General features: G+C 70.2%; 13 protein-coding genes. 7 read left to right on the forward strand and 6 right to left on the reverse strand.

Annotated features, from left to right (window positions below):
• Positions 1–105: 105 nt before the first annotated feature.
• Genes queC through BOX17_RS00095 form a run of 4 tightly spaced genes read left to right on the forward strand, consistent with a single transcriptional unit; the run spans position 106 to position 2583 of the window.
• Entirely contained in the window at positions 106–807 is a 702-nt protein-coding gene (queC, locus tag BOX17_RS00080) for a 7-cyano-7-deazaguanine synthase QueC (RefSeq protein WP_071941477.1), read from the forward strand.
• The gene (gene queE, locus BOX17_RS00085) at positions 807–1463 is read left to right on the forward strand and encodes a 7-carboxy-7-deazaguanine synthase (RefSeq protein WP_071941478.1); all 657 of its coding nucleotides are present in this window, start codon (positions 807–809) and stop codon (positions 1461–1463) included. Before queC ends, queE begins: the two co-directional genes overlap by 1 nt.
• The gene (locus BOX17_RS00090) at positions 1463–2308 is read left to right on the forward strand and encodes a 6-carboxytetrahydropterin synthase (protein WP_071941479.1); all 846 of its coding nucleotides are present in this window, start codon (positions 1463–1465) and stop codon (positions 2306–2308) included. Before queE ends, BOX17_RS00090 begins: the two co-directional genes overlap by 1 nt.
• Positions 2305–2583 carry a YkgJ family cysteine cluster protein gene (locus BOX17_RS00095; protein ID WP_071941480.1) on the forward strand — a complete coding sequence of 93 codons (279 nt, stop codon included), beginning with the start codon at positions 2305–2307 and terminating at the stop codon, positions 2581–2583. Before BOX17_RS00090 ends, BOX17_RS00095 begins: the two co-directional genes overlap by 4 nt.
• 119 nt (positions 2584–2702) lie before the next feature.
• On the opposite strand, the gene BOX17_RS00100 is transcribed toward BOX17_RS00095, so the two are convergent.
• From BOX17_RS00100 to BOX17_RS00110, 3 genes are read right to left on the reverse strand one after another with little or no spacing between them, the layout of a single operon-like run.
• Positions 2703–6617 carry an ATP-binding protein gene (locus tag BOX17_RS00100; RefSeq protein ID WP_071941481.1) on the reverse strand — a complete coding sequence of 1305 codons (3915 nt, stop codon included), beginning with the start codon at positions 6615–6617 and terminating at the stop codon, positions 2703–2705.
• 33 nt (positions 6618–6650) lie between these two features.
• The gene (locus tag BOX17_RS00105; RefSeq protein WP_071941482.1) at positions 6651–7295 is read right to left on the reverse strand and encodes a MiaE family protein; all 645 of its coding nucleotides are present in this window, start codon (positions 7293–7295) and stop codon (positions 6651–6653) included.
• Complete coding sequence (locus BOX17_RS00110) at positions 7292–7747, reverse strand: DUF1289 domain-containing protein (RefSeq protein WP_071941483.1); 456 nt, start codon at positions 7745–7747, stop codon at positions 7292–7294. The genes BOX17_RS00105 and BOX17_RS00110 overlap by 4 nt, the downstream gene beginning before the upstream one ends.
• 280 nt (positions 7748–8027) lie before the next feature.
• On the opposite strand from BOX17_RS00110, the gene acnB reads away from it, so the two are divergent.
• From acnB to BOX17_RS00125, 3 genes are all read left to right on the forward strand, one after another.
• On the forward strand, positions 8028–10631 hold the full coding sequence (gene acnB, locus BOX17_RS00115) for a bifunctional aconitate hydratase 2/2-methylisocitrate dehydratase (RefSeq protein WP_071946502.1): 2604 nt from the start codon (positions 8028–8030) through the stop codon (positions 10629–10631).
• Positions 10632–10833: 202 nt separating this feature from the next.
• Positions 10834–11322 carry a ribonuclease E activity regulator RraA gene (rraA, locus tag BOX17_RS00120; protein WP_071941484.1) on the forward strand — a complete coding sequence of 163 codons (489 nt, stop codon included), beginning with the start codon at positions 10834–10836 and terminating at the stop codon, positions 11320–11322.
• Positions 11323–11431: 109 nt separating this feature from the next.
• Positions 11432–13315: a glycerophosphodiester phosphodiesterase family protein gene (locus BOX17_RS00125; RefSeq protein WP_083582020.1), complete on the forward strand. Its 1884-nt coding sequence runs from the start codon at positions 11432–11434 to the stop codon at positions 13313–13315.
• Between the two features lie 58 nt (positions 13316–13373).
• Here BOX17_RS00125 and BOX17_RS00130 read toward each other — a convergent pair whose 3' ends face one another.
• The 3 genes from BOX17_RS00130 to BOX17_RS00140 form a co-directional block, all read right to left on the reverse strand.
• A complete protein-coding gene (locus BOX17_RS00130) occupies positions 13374–13865 on the reverse strand; it encodes a hypothetical protein (protein WP_071941486.1) in 492 nt (163 codons plus the stop codon).
• Positions 13866–13973: 108 nt separating this feature from the next.
• On the reverse strand, positions 13974–14756 hold the full coding sequence (locus BOX17_RS00135; protein WP_071941487.1) for a universal stress protein: 783 nt from the start codon (positions 14754–14756) through the stop codon (positions 13974–13976).
• Positions 14746–17154 (reverse strand): ATP-binding protein, encoded by a 2409-nt coding sequence (locus BOX17_RS00140; protein WP_071941488.1) that lies wholly within the window; start codon positions 17152–17154, stop codon positions 14746–14748. The genes BOX17_RS00135 and BOX17_RS00140 overlap by 11 nt, the downstream gene beginning before the upstream one ends.
• Between the last annotated feature and the right edge of the window lie 54 nt (positions 17155–17208).

Below are 17208 nucleotides of genomic sequence, written 5' to 3' on the forward strand. Positions count from 1 at the left end.
GGCCTTGCGTACACTGTCGCGCGCCGGACCGGACCCCGGCGCCCGCTCCCACCCCTTGCCCACGACGAGGCGGGAGAGACAAATTCTCCGACCAGAGCTTCCGACATGACCCACTCCCCCGATCCCGCCACCGTGGTGATCTACTCCGGCGGCATGGACTCCTTCACCGTGCTGCATCGCGCCCTTCGCGAGGGGCTCGACGTCCACGCCCTCTCGTTCGACTACGGCCAGCGCCACCGCCGCGAACTCGAGGTGGCCGAGCGCGTCTGCCGCGAGCTCGGCGTGCCCCACCAGGTGGTCGACATCACCGCCATCCACGGCCTGATCGACAACTCGGCGCTCACCGACGCCAGCCGCGCGATGCCCGAGGGCGACTATGCGGCCGAGAACCTGGCCGACACCGTGGTGCCGAACCGCAACATGATCCTGCTGTCGCTTGCCATCGCCAAGGCGGTGAACATCGGGGCCGGGCGGGTCGACTACGGGGCCCACGGCGGTGACCACGTGCTCTACCCGGACTGCCGCCCCGAGTTCGTCCAGGCGATGAACGACGTGGCCGGCATCGCCAACTTTGAGCCGTTGACGATCCATGCCCCCTACCTGCGCGCGAGCAAGGCCGAGATCCTGGCCGAGGGGCTGGCCATGGGCCTCGATTACGCCGACACCTGGACCTGCTACCGCGGCGAGGCCCTGGCCTGCGGCCGCTGCGGCAGCTGTCGGGAACGCCTCGCGGCCTTCGCCGCCAATGGCGCCACCGATCCCCTGGGCTATTCAGAGCGGCCCGACCTCGACGAAGGAGCGCCCTGATGTACAGCGTCAAGGAAGCCTTCTACTCGCTGCAGGGCGAGGGAGGCCAGGCGGGCCGCGCCAGCGTCTTCTGCCGCTTCACCGGCTGCAACCTCTGGTCGGGCCGCGAGCGGGATCGGGCCACGGCGGCCTGTCGCTTCTGCGATACCGACTTCATCGGCACCGACGGCCAGCACGGCGGTCGCTTCTCGGATGCCGCCGCCCTGGCCGACCACCTGGCCGCCCTCTGGCCGGATCAGGACGGCGTCGCCACGCCCTATGTGGTGTTCACCGGCGGCGAACCGCTGCTGCAGCTGGACGAGGCCCTGGTGAGCGCCATGCATGACCGCGGCTTCGAGGTGGCGGTGGAGACCAACGGCACCCTGCCCGCCCCCGCTGGCATCGACTGGCTCTGCGTCAGCCCCAAGGGCGACGCCCCCCTCGTCCTCACCGGCGGCGATGAACTCAAGCTGGTCCACCCCCAGGCCGGGGTCTCGCCCGAGGGCTTCGCGCGGCTGGATTTCGCCCACTTTTTCCTGCAGCCCATGGACACTGCCCCGGCCGGCATCGCGGGTGACGCCACTCCCGACACCATGGCCGAGACGGTGGCCTACTGCCTGGCCCACCCCCAGTGGCGGCTGTCGCTGCAGACCCACAAGATCGCGGGAGTCGACTGATGACCCTCTTCGTCAACCGTCTCACTCACCTCGATGTCTCCCTGTGGTGCCCGACGCGGGGCCTGGTCGGTGCCAGCTGGCGGGTCGACGTCGAACTCGACGGCGAACTCGGCGAGGACGGCATGCTCTTCGACTTCGGCGAGGTGAAGCCCTGGATCAAGTCGTCGATCGACGCGGGGGTCGACCATACCCTGCTGGTCCCCGCCCGGGCGCGGGGCGTGACGCTGCACGACTGCCGGGAGGGGCTCTGCCTGCGCAGCGACACCCCCTATCCCCTGGAGCTTCGCGCCCCGCGACAGGCCCTGAGCCTCCTGCCCTGGCCCGAGATCACCCCGGAGCGTCTCGCCGATTACCTCTCCGCCGAGCTGATGCGCCGGCCGCCGCCCCGGGTCAGCGACATTCGCCTGACCCTGAGCGAGGAAGCGATCGACGGTGCCGCCTACACCTACAGCCACGGCCTGAAGCGCCATGCCGGCAACTGCCAGCGCATCGCCCATGGCCATCGCTCGCGGCTGCACGTCTGGCAGGGCGGGCAACGGATGCCGGCGCTGGAGGAGCGCTGGGCCGACTGGCTCGCCGACCGCTACCTGGTCGACGAGGCGGACATCGTCGAGGACGACGAGCCGGATTTCCGCGACCTGCTGACCAGCCGCTACCGCGCCGAGCAGGGGCAGTTCTTCCTGCGCCTGCCCCGCCACCGCTGCGCCGTGCTGCCGACCCCCACCACGGTGGAACACATCGCCGCCTGGCTGGCCGAGGCGATCACCCGGGAGAGCGGCCGCGCCACCCGGGTCCAGGCCTTCGAGGGCATCGACAAGGGGGCCATCGCCGAGGCGCGACCATGAGCGCCCCCGCCGAGATCGCCTCCCCGGGAGAGTGCCGCCCGGGCTGCGGCGCCTGCTGCATCGCCCCCTCGATCAGCTCGCCGATCCCCGGCATGCCCGACGGCAAGCCGGCGGGCGTGCGCTGCGTCCAGCTCGACGAGGCCAACCTCTGCAAGCTGTTCGGCGACCCGCGTCGCCCCTCGGTATGCGCACGCTTCGACTACGACCCCGAGCTGTGTGGCGACCGGCGCGACGTGGCGCTCAGGCGCATCGAGGCCCTGGAACTGGCCACCTGACCCGCCTCGCCTCCCGGCCACCACTCGCCCGACGGGGCCGGTAGCATGAACGACAACGGCGCCCCTGGGGCGCCGTTGTGGTCTGCGGGCATCGCGTCCGTGCGTCATGAGTCAGTGCGTCAGGAGGAGAGATCCTCGGCGTGGGGCAGGCGGCGGTCGAGCAGGCCGCGCCAGCGCATCAGCGCCGGGGCATCGCCGTGGCTCACCACGCCCAGCAGGCCCCGGAACTCCGCCTGGGCCGCCTCGTCCTGGGGATCGACCAGGGTCAGCCAGAGCTCCAGGGCGGAGAGCTGCTGGTGCAGGTTGCCGTCTTCCCGGGCCTGCACCAGGGCCTGCTCGGTCAGGCTCCTGACCTCCTCGTGGGGGTGCCCCAGGCGATGACGGATCCTCGCCAGGTGGAGCGCCAGCTCCGACACGAACAGGGTGGTGCGCTCCCGGGCGATCATCAGGCACTGGTCGATGTAGTCCTCCGCCCGTGAGAGCTCGCCCAGGGCCACGCAGGCATCCACGTACCAGAGGCTCGGGCGCTGGTAGGGATCGCGTCCGGTGACCTCGGCCAGCTCCTCCTGGGCCGCCTCGATCTGGACGAGGCCGTCGCGGTCGCCCGCCAGGGCCCGCTGCCAGCCCAGCACGCAGCGCGAGGACACCTGCCACAGATGCAGGTCCGGCGTGCCGGTCAGCTCGAAGGCCCGTTCCGCCCGCATGGTAGCCAGGTGCACATGGCCCAGCTGGCGATAGAGGGCCGCGGCGTACATCAGCGCCATGGCCAGGCTGCCCGGGTGGTTGATTCGCTCGGCCAGGCGGATGGCCGATTCCACCTGCCGCTCCGCCCTCTGGTAGTCGCCGCGCAGGCAGAGGGCCCAGCCCTGGAAGCACGCCGCGGCCACCTGGGGGTGATCCGAGAACGGCAGCCACTCGATCATCATCGGGACGTTGAGCGGATCGATCTCCTCGAGATGGTCGTAGGCCTGGGAGATGCGCCCGGCCCAGTACTCGCAGCTGGCCCGGGCGAAGTCGGCCAGGCGACGGTAGCGGGGGTCCTCCAGGCGGTCAGCCAGGCCGGCCAGCCGCGAGGCGAGCGAGAAGGCATCGGCGTGGGCATGACGCTGGCTGCAACCGACCCAGAGCCCCCATTGCACCAGGAAGGCCTGCTCCAGGTCGTTCTCGTCGTCCAGGTCGACCTCTTCCCGGGCCAGCAGCTCCCGGGCGCGCACGAAGCTCTCATGGGCCGTGGGGGAGCCGTGGCCCTCCAGGGCGAAGGCCGCCTGGCCCCGCACGGTGAGCAGGCTGATCTCGCGCTCGACCTGGGACTCGACGTGGCGCAGGCTGGCCAGGCCGAAATCGGCCATCTTCAGCGCCGTGCGGTTGGCGCTGACCTTGAGGGCCTCCCGGGCGGCCAGCTCGAAGTAGCGGGCGCCGCGGGCATAGTGGCCGCTGCGCCGGAGGTGGGTGGCGAAGTCGCCGGGATGGCGACTGATCCACATGGGGAAGTGTTCCTCGATCAGGCTGACCACCTGGCGATGGATGTTCACCCGCACGTCCCGCGGACAGGCCAGGTAGGCCGCCTCCTGGAGCAGCTGGTGGGTGAACTGGTATTCGCGCTCGGCCTGGTCGCCCTCGGCCGGTTCGATGATCTCCAGTCGGCGCATGTGCTCCAGCGCCGTGGAGAGGCGACTCATCTCCCAGCCGCTGCACTCGGAGAGGAAGTCGAGGCGGAAGCGGCGTCCCAGCACCGCCGCCACGTGAGCCACCTCGCGGTCGGTGTCGAGCTGGTCGATGCGGCTCGCCAGCAGTCCCAGCAGGCCGCGGGGCAGCTCGTCCAGCTGGACGCTGCGCCCCTCCCGGCGATCCATGTCCACCCGCCGGCAGATCTCCTGCAGGTAGAGCGGCACCCCGTCGCAGCGCTCGATGATCTGGCCGCGCAGCCGCGGGCTGAGGTGGATCCGGTAGCGGCGCGCAAGCTGGGAGAGCAGCCGGGAGGACTGCATGGCATCCAGCCGCCCCAGGTTGACCTGCTGGTCCCAGTGCAGCCGCGACGGCAGGGCCTCGCGGCCGTGGTGGCTGGCCACCAGCAGGAAGGGGCAGTTGATCGGCAGGCGCGCCTGCAGCCCGGCCAGCACTTTGAAGGAGGGCTCGTCGAGCCACTGCAGGTCATCGATCATCAGCACCAGGGTGCGTTCGGCGGTCAGCTCGCCGATCAGGCGGTGGAGCAGCCCCACCACCAGCTCCACGGCCTCGCCGCTCTGGGCGAGTACCGCCACCTCGCGCGGCTCGCGCACCCCGAGGGCCTCCTCGAGCAGCAGCCGGGGGTCCGAGCCGGGTGCCAGGGCCTCGTCATCGTCCAGCAGGCGCGACACCGAGGCCTCGTCGATGCGCCCGCCCAGGTACCAGCGCAGCAGTTGGCGCGCCACGCCATAGGGCTCCTGGACGGAGAGCCGCGTGGTCGGCTGCCAGCAGATCGCCGCCTCGCGGCTCTGCTCGAGCTGGCGGAAGCCCACCAGCAGGGCCGACTTGCCGAGCCCCGAGGGGCCGCGCACCAGCACGCTCTGCCGCAGGCCGATGCCGGCGCGGGCCAGGGCGTCGCGCAGCGTGCGCAGCGAGCCCTCGCGCCCCACCAGGCTCGGCGGCAGCGCCTCGCGTCCGCCTTCATTCGCCCCGAGGACAAGTGCCCGCAGCCGCACGCGGCCATCGCTCGCCACCAGCCGCGTGGAGAGACGCGGCTGGAGGTCCAGCGCGGGCGGCATGTGCTGGCTGGCGTCCTGGGAGATGACCAGCTCGCTGCCCCCGGCGGCGCTCATCAGGTCAAGGGAGCCCTGGGTCACCTGGCCCAGCGGGTCGACCAGGTGGCGCTCCGGCAGGTAGACCACCCGTCCGCTGTTCAGGCCCGCCGCCAGCTCGATGCGCGGCGGCTCGCCCTCGCCGGTCCAATGGCGCAGGGACTCCTCGGGCAGCACGCGACGACAGTGCTCGTAGAGGGCGACCAGCTCGGCCAGCTGGTGCGCCGGACCATGGGTGCCGAAGCAGGCCAGCCCCAGGCCGCCGGTCGCCCCGGGCAGCCAGAAGCCCCCCAGGTGGTGGCACTGCTGCTCGAGCCAGCGCATCAGCTCGACCTGCAGCGCCAGGCAGGCGCGGGCATCGGCGCGCGCCGACAGGTCGGCCTTGAGGCGCAGGCGAATGGCCATGACCGACAGCTGCCGCTGCTCGATCTCGTCCTCGCGCAGGGGTGCGCTGTCCATGGCCAGGGTCCGCGAGAAGGCGCCGCTGGGGCCCAGGGGCGGGCCCTCGGCCGGCACGTCGGACCAGTAGCGGGCCAGCTGCAGAAAGGCGGGCTCCGGCTGCTGGCCGGAGAGCGCCAGCAGCTGCAGGTAGGCGTTGTACTGCTCATGGGCGGCGGCCAGCTGGCCCTGCTCGGCCAGCTGGCGCACCAGGCGTTCATGGAAGGGGCCGTAGCCGGAGAAGCGGCTGACCAGCGACTCCAGCACGTCGGCCGGCACCGGCTCCTGGGCCTCCAGGACGGCCTCGGCGAACCGGATCACCCGCTGGCGCCATTCGTTGCGCACCTGGACCAGCCAGCGCTGGTACTCGGCACAGCTGGAGAGCTGGAGCTCCTCGGCGAGATCGCCCCGGTAGCAGGCCAGCACGGCCTCGAGGGTCTCCACGTCGCCCGGGCCGTCGAGCAGGGCCTGCAGGCGATGCATGTCGAACCGCCAGGACGCCGGGAGGCGGAAGGCGATGGTCTGGCGAGAGACCGACAGCACCCGCTCCGCCTCGGCGCCCAGCGACTGGCGCAGGCAATGCAGGGCATGGCGCAGGTTGGTGCGCCCAGACGACAGTCCCTGGTCGGGCCACAGCAGCTCGGCCAGGGTGGCGCGGTTGACGGGCTGGTCATGCAGCAGCAGGTAGACCAGCAAGGCCTTGACCTTGTCGTAACTGAACTGGGTCAGGACGTCATCGCCCAGGTTCAGTGAAAAGTGGCCGAAGAGTGCCAGGTGGTCCCGGTCATTATCGTGTACGTCGTCGGCAGCATTCCGCATGGTGATCATTCCTGCGTGGCGGAAGTGATGGCCTCAGGCCGGCACACCGCTGTGAAAACGGAAGACCGTGTCCGGCGTGGTGACCAGCTCGGCCTCTCGATCGGTGAAGAAGGCGATGCGCGCGTCGATGGGCGCCGGGGCCAGGCGGCGCGCCAGCATCAGATAGTCCTCGAAATGGCGACCTTCCGACTTAACCAGACTGCGATAGAACTTGGCAAGCTCATCATCCAGATGCGGGATCAGCCGTGCGAAACGCTCGCAGCTGCGTGCCTCGATCAGCGCCCCGATGATCAGGATATCGACCAGGCGCCCGGGCTCCTCGCCCCGCACGTGTCGGCGCAGGCCCTCGGCGTAGCGGGACGCGCTGATATGCCGGTAGACGATCCCGCGGGCCTCCATCAGCTTGACGACCTGCTCGAAGTGCAGCAGCTCCTCCCGTGCGAGCTGCGACATCTTGGTCAGCAGCAGCGGCTGGTCCACGTAGCGATAGAGCAGGCTCATGGCCGTGGAGGCCGCCTTCTTCTCGCACTGGGCATGGTCGATGAGCAGCAGCTCGGGGTTGGCCAGGGCCCACTCCACCCAGGCATCCGGGGTGGCACAGGGCAGGAACGCCATCAGTTCGGCAGGCAGCAGCTCCTGGCGGTCGGGCGTGTCGAGCGTAGGGGAAAGGGAAGTCATGGCGTCGGGGTCATCGGGTCGGGGGAAACGGGCGGCGGCACCTGGCGCTGGGCGGCGGCGGCCAGCAGGTCATGGGAGATACGGGCGTGCAGCACGGCGGCGTCCTGGTTGTCGCGACCGTTCAGGCCATAGCGCGAGAGCTCGCGGATACGGCCGCGGCCCACCCGCAACAGCTCCACGGCGCGGGAGAGCGCCGGCTGGGCGTCGCGAAAGCGGATGCGGTGACGACGCAACTGGGCCTCGAGACGCTCGGGGTCCTCGACCACCAGGAAGCGGGCCGCAACATCGGCGCGCAGCCGGTCGAGCGCCTCCAGGCGACGACGGCGCTCGTCGGCGGAAAACGCCGGCCAATCACGGATCTCGTCGGTGGTGCGCTGGCAGCCGCGACAGACCCGATCCCCCAGGGTGGTCGAACATACGCCGACGCAGGGGGAGATGATGCGCTCTCCCATGTCCACTCCCGTTGACGGTCAGGTGCGTTGATATAACGTCATGGTAACGCGGAGAGCGGCCGGATGGCATCCCGAAGAGGCCGCAGACCAAAGTTCAAGGCCCCAACCACGGGCCTCACCTTAACATTGTCGACAGTTTCCTCTAGAATCGCGGCACCGCTGACACCCTGGTCATACCGGAAGGGTCTGCCAGACTTGTTTCCGTGCCGAAGCGTGCCGTTCGTCGATCCCTCGACAGGAATTGCCGGCTTCGGCCACCACCACCGATGAGGGCCCCAACGTGCTTGAAGCCTATCGCCAACATGTCGAAGAGCGCGCCGCCGAGGGCGTACCGCCGAAGCCGCTGAACGCCGAGCAGGTCGCCGCACTGGTCGAACTGCTGAAGACGCCCCCCGCCGGCGAGGAGGAGTTCATCCTCGACCTGCTCACCAATCGCGTTCCGCCCGGTGTCGACGAGGCGGCCTACGTCAAGGCCGGCTTCCTCACTGCCATCGCCAAGGGCGAGGCCGAGTCACCGCTGATCGACCGGATCCACGCGGTGAAGCTGCTGGGCACCATGCAGGGGGGCTACAACATCGTCTCCCTGGTCGAGCTGCTGGACGATGCCGACCTGGCCAAGGAAGTCGGCGAGCAGCTCAAGCACACCCTGCTGATGTTTGACGCCTTCCATGACGTGGAAGAGCGCGCAAAGGCAGGCAATGCCGTGGCCAAGGACGTTATTCAGTCCTGGGCAGACGCCGAGTGGTTCCTGTCCAAGCCGGCCCTCGACGAGAAGATCACCCTCACCGTCTTCAAGGTGCCGGGCGAGACCAACACCGACGACCTCTCCCCGGCCCCGGATGCCTGGTCACGGCCGGACATCCCGCTGCATGCCAACGCCATGCTCAAGAACGAGCGCGACGGCATCGAGCCGGAAGTCCCCGGCACCACCGGCCCGCTCAAGCAGATCGAGGAAGTGAAGGCCAAGGGCTTCCCGGTCGCCTACGTGGGCGACGTGGTCGGCACCGGCTCCTCGCGCAAGTCCGCGACCAACTCCGTGCTGTGGTTCTTCGGTGACGACATCCCCAACGTGCCGAACAAGCGCGCCGGCGGTTTCTGCTTCGGCGGCAAGATCGCCCCGATCTTCTTCAACACCATGGAAGATTCCGGCGCCCTGCCCGTGGAGATGGACGTCGAGAAGCTCGAGATGGGCGACGTGATCGACATCTACCCCTATGAGGGCAAGGTGTGCAAGCACGGCACCGACGAGGTGGTCACCACCTTCGAGCTCAAGACCCAGCTGATCCTCGACGAGGTGCGTGCCGGCGGCCGCATCCCGCTGATCATCGGCCGCGGCCTAACCACCAAGGCACGCGAATCCCTGGGGCTGGCCCCCTCCGACGTCTTCCGCCTGCCCGAGCAGCCCGCCGACACCGGCAAGGGCTTCACCCTGGCCCAGAAGATGGTCGGCAAGGCCTGCGGCTTGGAAGGCGTGCGCCCCGGCATGTACTGCGAGCCGAAGATGACCACCGTGGGCTCCCAGGACACCACCGGGCCGATGACCCGCGACGAGCTCAAGGACCTGGCCTGCCTCGGCTTCCAGGCGGACCTGGTGATGCAGTCCTTCTGCCACACCGCGGCCTATCCGAAGCCGGTGGACGTGGACACCCACCACACCCTGCCCGACTTCATCATGAACCGCGGCGGCGTCTCCCTGCGTCCCGGCGACGGCATCATCCACAGCTGGCTCAACCGCATGCTGCTGCCCGACACCGTGGGCACCGGCGGCGACTCCCACACCCGCTTCCCGCTGGGCATCTCCTTCCCGGCAGGCTCGGGCCTGGTGGCCTTCGCCGCGGCCACCGGCGTGATGCCGCTGGACATGCCGGAGTCGGTGCTGGTGCGCTTCAAGGGCAAGCGTCAGCCCGGCGTCACCCTGCGTGACCTGGTCCACGCCATCCCCTACTACGCCATCCAGCAGGGCCTTCTGACCGTCGAGAAGTCCGGCAAGAAGAACGCCTTCTCCGGCCGCGTGCTGGAGATCGAGGGCCTCGAGGACCTCACCGTCGAGCAGGCCTTCGAGCTCTCCGACGCCTCCGCCGAGCGCTCCGCCGCGGGCTGCACCATCACCCTGGGCGATGACTCCGTCACGGAGTACCTGAAGTCCAACATCACCCTGCTCAAGTGGATGATCGCCAACGGCTACGGCGACCGCCGGACCATCGAGCGTCGCATCCAGGGCATGGAGGAGTGGCTGGCCAACCCGAGCCTGATGCGCGCCGACAAGGACGCCGAGTACGCCGAGGTCATCGAGATCGATCTCGAGGAGCTCAAGGAGCCGGTCCTGTGCGCCCCGAACGACCCGGACGACGCCCGCCTGCTCTCCGAGGTCGCCGGCGAGAAGATCGACGAGGTCTTCATCGGCTCGTGCATGACCAACATCGGCCACTTCCGAGCCGCGGGCAAGCTGCTCGAGAAGCAGCCCGCCGGCAGCCTGAAGACCCGGCTGTGGCTGGCGCCGCCGACCAAGATGGACCAGCACCAGCTGACCGAGGAAGGCTACTACGGCATCTACGGTCGCGCCGGTGCCCGCATGGAAATGCCGGGCTGCTCGCTGTGCATGGGCAACCAGGCCCGCGTGGCCTCCAAGAGCACCGTGGTCTCCACCTCGACCCGCAACTTCCCCAACCGCCTGGGCGACGGCGCCAACGTCTACCTGGCGTCCGCCGAGCTCGCGGCCGTGGCCGCGGTGGAGGGTCGCCTGCCGAGCGTCGACGAGTACCGTCGCTACATGGGCGAGTTCGATGCCATGGCCGGCGAGATCTATCGCTACATGAACTTCCACGAGATCGAGGAGTATCAGAACGCGGCGTCCAACGTGATTCCGGTCGCCCAGGAAGCCTGATACCCTGACTGTCGACTCCGATGCTCGCAACATCGAAGGCCACCGTTCGCGGTGGCCGTAGCCGATGACCGAAGCGCCCCTCACGGGGCGCTTTTTTTTGCCTGCGACCCGGCCGCCGATGGCGTCTGCCACCAAAGGGGCCTTCCGTTCTGACCCGACCGTGGCATCATCGGGGTCATCCCCTCTCTCAGGAGCCACGACCGTGAGCCATATCATCACCCCGGATCTCTGCGACGCCTATCCCGAGGTACAGGTGCTCGAGCCCCTCTTCGTCAACTTCGGGGGCCTGGAGGCCTTCTGCGGCCCGATCCGCACCGTCAAGTGCTTCGAGGACAACTCCATGGTCAAGCAGGCGGTGGCCGAGCCCGGCGACGGCGCCGTGCTGGTGGTCGATGCCGGCGGGTCCACCCGCTGCGCCATGCTGGGCGACATGCTCGCCGAGCAGGCGGCGGGCCACGGCTGGGCCGGCGTGGTGATGTACGGCTGCGTGCGTGACGTCGACGTCCTGGCCGAGACCGAGCTCGGCATCCAGGCCCTCGGGGCCCACCCCCGCAAGAGCGAGAAGCGCGGCGAGGGCATCCGCGACATCCCGGTCAGCTTCGCGGGAGTCACCCTCTCGCCGGGCCAGTGGCTCTATGCCGACAACAACGGCATCCTGGTCGCCGACGAGCAGCTGGACCTCGAGCGCTGATCCGTTCGGGGGACCGTGACCGGCCCGGGGCCGGCGGAGCGCCCGCTCCCTTGCCCAGGAGGGACGCGCGATGTCACCCTGAGGCCATCGTCTCCACTCGCGCGTGCCCATGCTGGCCCTGTCACGACTGAGCGGCGACGTGCTGCGCACCCTGCGCGAGCACCTGCGCCCGCTGATTGCCTATCACCTCTTCTTCACCCTGCTGGCCTCGAGCCTGCTGCTGCCGGCCGTGGGCTGGACGCTGTCGAGCCTGATCGGCCAGTTCGGCCGACCGGTGATCACCAACGGCGAGCTGATCGCGCTGCTGATGAGTCCGGGGGGTCTGCTGTGGCTGCTGGCCGCCGTCGGCCTGACGTTCCTGGTGCTCTACCTGCAGCAGTCCGGCATGATCCTGGTCGCGGTGCGGCCTCGTGGCAACCATGTCCGCCTGGCCTTCGAGGCCCTCTGGGCCACGCTGCGCCGGCTGCCCTCCATCACCGGCCTCGTCGTGGTCCAGGTCGGCGCCCAGCTGCTGCTGCTGGCCCCCCTGGCCTTCGCCCTGGGCGGGCTGCACGACCACTTCCTCGGGGACCTGGACCCCTACTTCGTGCAGAGCGTGCGTCCCCCGGCCCTCTGGGCCTTCCTCGCCAGCGCCCTGGTGCCCGTGCTGGCCTGGGCACTGCTGGCGGGCAGCCTCTATGTGCGCTGGCACCTGGCGCTGACGGTGCTGACCCTGGAGGCCCTCCCCCCGACGGCGGCACTGCGCCGGAGCGTGCGGTTGACCCGGGGACAGGGACGCCACATCGCCGCCGCGGTCCTGCTGCTGCTGCTCGGCATCATCGGCCTGCCCCTGCTGGCCACGGCCCTGTTCGACCGGGCCGTCACGCCGCTGCTGTGGTGGCTGCCCGAGCGCAACGCGGTGCTGATCCCGGCCATGCTCGCCTACCTCACCGCCTACCTGCTCATCGCCCTGGCCATCACCTTCGGCGGCATCGCCGCCAATGCCCTGCAGGCCACCTGCCTCTACCTGCGGCTGGCTCACCGCGAGCCGCGGCCGGAGCCCCCGCCGCCCGGCACCCACCCTAGCCGGCTGGCCTGGGCCGTGGAGCTCGCGGTGGTGCTCTTCGCCATCGGCCAGGCCTGGCTGATCGTCCATCGCTTCGAGATCCGCGACGAGGTCCAGATCATCGCCCACCGCGGCAGCTCGCTGAAGGCCCCGGAGAACACCCTGGCGGCGCTGGACCAGGCCATGCGGGACGGGGCCGACGGCATCGAGATCGACGTCCGCCTCACGGCCGACGACCGGGTCGTGCTCTACCACGACGAGAGCCTCCGGCGACTGGCAGGCGACGACCGGCGGGTCGGAGAACTGCCGCGGGCGTCTCTCGACGCCTTCGATGTCGGAAGCTGGTTCGGCGACCCCTTCATCGGCGAGCGGATTCCGGGGCTGGAGGAGGCGCTGGCCACGGTGCGGGGGCGGGCCTGGCTGCTGATCGAGCTCAAGCCCGACCCCGGCCGGGAACTGGACCTGGTCGAGGCGGTGCTCGGCGAGCTGGAACGGGAACGGGCGTACCGTCTGGCCTGCCGGGATCGCGCCGAGGATCGGGTGACCGCCCTGGCATGCGGCGACCCCGACCTCATGAGCGAGATGCGCGTGGCCACCCGGTCGCCCTGGCTGCTGCGCGAGGCCTCGCTGCGCGAACCCCGCCTTCACACCGCCCTGCTCGCCCAGCTGGTGCTGTCGGGCAGCCTGGAACGCCACGGCTTCGATGCCCTGGCGCTACGCCACAACCGCATCGACCAGAGGGAGATCCGCCTCGCCGGGCACTACGGCTATAGGCTCCTCGCCTGGACCCTCAACGAGCGCACCGCCATGTCCCGGCTGATCGACCTGGGGGTGGATGGCATCATCACCGACCGTCCGGCCATGCTGGCCGGCCTGATCGCCGAGCGTCGGCGCCTGGGGGACGGCGCCCTGCTGCTGGTCAAGCTGCGCAACTGGTTGCGGGGCTAACCTCGGCGAGCATCGGAGGCTACCCGCCACGCCGTCTCGCGCCCCGGCAATGGCACCGTCACTCGCGACAGCGCCAGGCGGCCAGCAGGTTCACGGCGGCCACGGTCAGCAGGACGGCAGACGCCCAGCCCAGCGAACTGACCAGGCGGTGGAATTCGCCGGGGGCCTCGTGAGGCCGGAAGGCCATGCCATATTCGGCCAGACGGCTCCCGCCGTAGAGCAGCAGGGCCAGCAGCCCCAGCGGCAGCGACGAACGCCGTCGGGCCAGCCAGCGGGTCAGTCGCCAGGGCTCCGACGGGGCCTTGGGTTTGGCCTTGGTGGCCCGGCTGCTCTCCTTGGCGGCCTTGGGGGTCGCCTTGGCGGAGGCCTTTGGCGCGGACTTCGCCGCGGCCTTCGGCCGGTTCGGCGCACGGCGCGCCTTCTGCCGGGGCGACGCGCCCCGCCCACCCGGCAGGCGGCGCCCCGCCCAGCGCGCCACGCTGACCAGGACCCAGCCCAGGGAGAAGAAGACGGACAGCGCCAGGCCACCCATCACCAGCAAGTATGCCATCCGGTAAGATTCCCTCGTCGCATCAACAGAGGCGCTATCTTGCCAAATTCGCGCGGCCCTGTGGGCGTCACTCGTGAGGAAGCCCCCTGGGCCCCGGCAAGGCCGACCTCAGGGGACGACGATGACGGGAATCGGCAGCCGGGCCAGCAGGTCGGGGTCCTGGCCGGCCAGTCGGGCGAGCCAGGGGCGGTGCAGCAGCAGGGCGCCGCTGGTGGCCCGGGAGAGCTGGCGCTCCAGCTCACGGGCATCGCTCGCCTGCAGGACCTCCTCGCCGTCGAACAGGCGGGTCAGGGCCTGGGGAATCGCCGAGAGATCCTCATGGCCCGGGGTCGGCGTGCCCAGGGTGCGCAGGGGACCGCGGGCCAGGGGCAGCCGCTCGTCCCAGATGATCACCGTGCAGGGCGCCTCCAGGACCAGGGCGCGGCTGGTGGAGCCCAGGCGCACCCCCCAGTGCCCGGAGAGCCCGGCCTTGCCCAGCACCAGCACGTCCCCCGGGCCGGCCAGGGCCAGCGCCTCGCTGACCACCCGCCCGCGACGGATCCTCAGCTCGTGTCGAAGGCCCCGCCCGGCCACGGCGGCATCCAGCGCCTCGGTCGCCCGACGGGCCTGACGCGCCAGGCCGGCCTCGAGGTCATCCCGGGAGAGCTGGCGCACCCGCCCGGAGACCGCCCCGATCTCCCGGGAGAAGGGAAAGCCGGCACTGCCCAGCAGGTCCTGGTCCTCGACGAACAGCGCCACCAGCTCGGCATGCCGCTCGACCGCCAGATCCACCGCGGCGGCGAGCGCCGCCAGGCTGTGGCGGGAGGCGTCGAGCAGGGCCAGCACACGCACCGCGGTGACCGCCTTGCCCACCGCCTCACCAGAGGGCGGCCGGACCTCGTCAGCGCTCATCGTCATCCTCCTTCCCCACTTTCTCCTCCAGGCCCCGCTCCTCCTGACGGGAGTGCTTCACCACCTCGCGGAACTGCGCCAGCCGCTCGGTCACCCGGGCATCGAGACTGCCCTCGGGCAGGCGTCCCTCGGCATCGGGCTCGCCGATGGGCAGGCCGGTCAGCAGCGACAGCGCCTCGTCCACCCGGGAGATCGCGAAGACCCGGAACTGCCCCTGCTCGATGGCGTCGCGGACCTCGGTCTTCAGCATCAGGTGCTCCACGTTGGTCGCCGGCAGGATCACCGCCTGGCCAGAGAGTTCGCCGCGCGCCCGGCAGACATCAAAGAAGCCCTCGACCTTCTCGTTCACGCCGCCCACCGCCTGGACCCTGCCGTGCTGGTCGATGGAGCCGGTCACGGCGAAGGCCTGGTCGAGCGCCACCTCCGCGATGGCCGAGACGAGGGCGCAGACCTCCGCCACGGAGGCACTGTCGCCCTCGACGCCCCCGTAGGACTGCTCGAAGGCCAGGCTGGCGGAGAGCGACAGCGGCTCCTGGGCAGCGTAGCGGCCGGCCAGGTAGCGGGAGAGGATCATCACCGCCTTGGAGTGGATCCGCCCGCCCATGCGCGCCTCGCGCTCGATGTCGACCACCTGGCCGTTGCCGGGACGCGCCGTGGCGGTGATGCGCGAGGGCTGCCCGAAGACGAACTCCCCCAACTGCATCACAGAGAGGCCGTTGACCTGCCCCACCTGGCGCCCCTCGGTCGCGACCATCAGGGTGCCGCGGGTGATCATCTCGTGACTGCGCTCGCGGATGCGCCCCGCCCGACGCAGCTGCTGCCTCACGGCCTTCTCGACATGCCGCCGGCCGATCACCCGGGCCTCCTCCTGGCCGGCCCAGTGGTCGGCTTCCAGCAGCAGGTCGTGGAGGTCGCGGTGGCGCGCCGTCAGCTTGTGCTGGTCGTCGGCCAGGCGGCTGGCCCGCTCGATCACTGCGGCCACCCCGTCGCGATCCAGGGGGCGAAGTGCCGCCTCCCGGGCCAGGGTGGCCACCATGCGGGCATAGAAGGCCTCATGCTCGGCGTCGCGATCCAGCTCGTCCTCGAGATCGGCCTGCACCTTGAACAGCTCCAGGAACTCCGGGTCATGCTCGCAGAGCAGGTAATAGAGCAGCCGGTCGCCGAGCAGCACGATCTTGACGTCCAGCGGGATCGGCTCCGGCTCCAGGGTCACGGTGCTGATCAGCCCGTAGGCCTGCTCGAGGGACTCGGTGCGGATCTCGCCGGCCCGCAGCACCCGCTTGAGGGTCTCCCAGGCCCCCGGCTGGGTCAGCACGCCGCGCACGTCCAGTACCAGGTAGCCGCCGTTGGCCCGATGCAGGGCCCCGGGGCGGATCAGCAGGAAGTCGGTGAGCAGGGTGCCGTTCTGGACATGGTGCTCGATGCGTCCCACCAGATGCTGGTGGGTGGGCAGGTCCTGGTGGACCACCGGCGCCCCCTCGGCCTCGGCGTTGTCGACCATCAGGTTGATCTGGAACCGGCTGAACACCGCCTCCGCCGGAATATCGGCGTCCTCGTCGATGAAGGAGTCGGAATTGAAGAGGATCGCCTCACGGATCGCGTCGAGGTGGGTGATGACCGCCGCCTGGTCGGCGTAGCGCTCCTTGAGTTCATCCAGCGGCGACCCGATGGCCGACTCGAGCATCTCCGCATTGAGCTCGTTGGCCTGCTGGCGAAGCTGCTTGGCAAGGCGCGGCATCTGCCGGATCGCCTGGGTCAGCTGGCGCTGGAGCTCCTCGACCTTGTGCTCGATGCGCTCGCGCTCCTCGGGGGGCAGCTTCTCGAAGGCTTCCGGGGCCATCATCTTGTCGCCATCGGCCGGCGTGAAGGTGAAGCCGTTGGGGGTGGAGAGCAGCAGGATGCCATGCTCCCGGGCCTCGCGACGCACGGCCTCGACGGCATCGCGCTGCCGCTCGCCCATGGCCTGCTTCAGCTCATGGAGGCGATTCTGGTACTCCTCGCTCTCGAAGACGGCGGGGATCGCGCTGCGCAATTCCTCGGCCAGGGACTCGAGGTCCGAGCGCAGCGTCCGCCCCATGCCCGCCGGCAGGGAGAGGGCCAGCGGCACGGACGGGTCATCGAAGTTGTAGCGATAGCACCAGTCGCCGGGCGTCGAGCCACCGCGGGCCTTGTCCGAGAGGAAGCGCCCCACCAGGCTCTGTCGGTCGTGCCCGGGCTGCCCCAGCACGTAGAGGTTGAAGCCGTCGCTGCGTATCGCGGTACCGAAGCTCAGCGCATCCCGGGCCCGCTCATGCCCGGTCAGAAGGTCCAGCGACTCCAGTTCGCTGGTGACCTCGAAATCGAAGGCGTCGACCGGACAGCTCCGGTACACCTGCGCCACCCCAAGGGGTTCCACCATGGTCCTTCTCCTTTTCCTACCGACTCGTGCTACCGACTCGCTGCGACCGCCCGG

This window comes from Halomonas aestuarii (assembly GCF_001886615.1).
Lineage (GTDB): Bacteria > Pseudomonadota > Gammaproteobacteria > Pseudomonadales > Halomonadaceae > Halomonas > Halomonas aestuarii.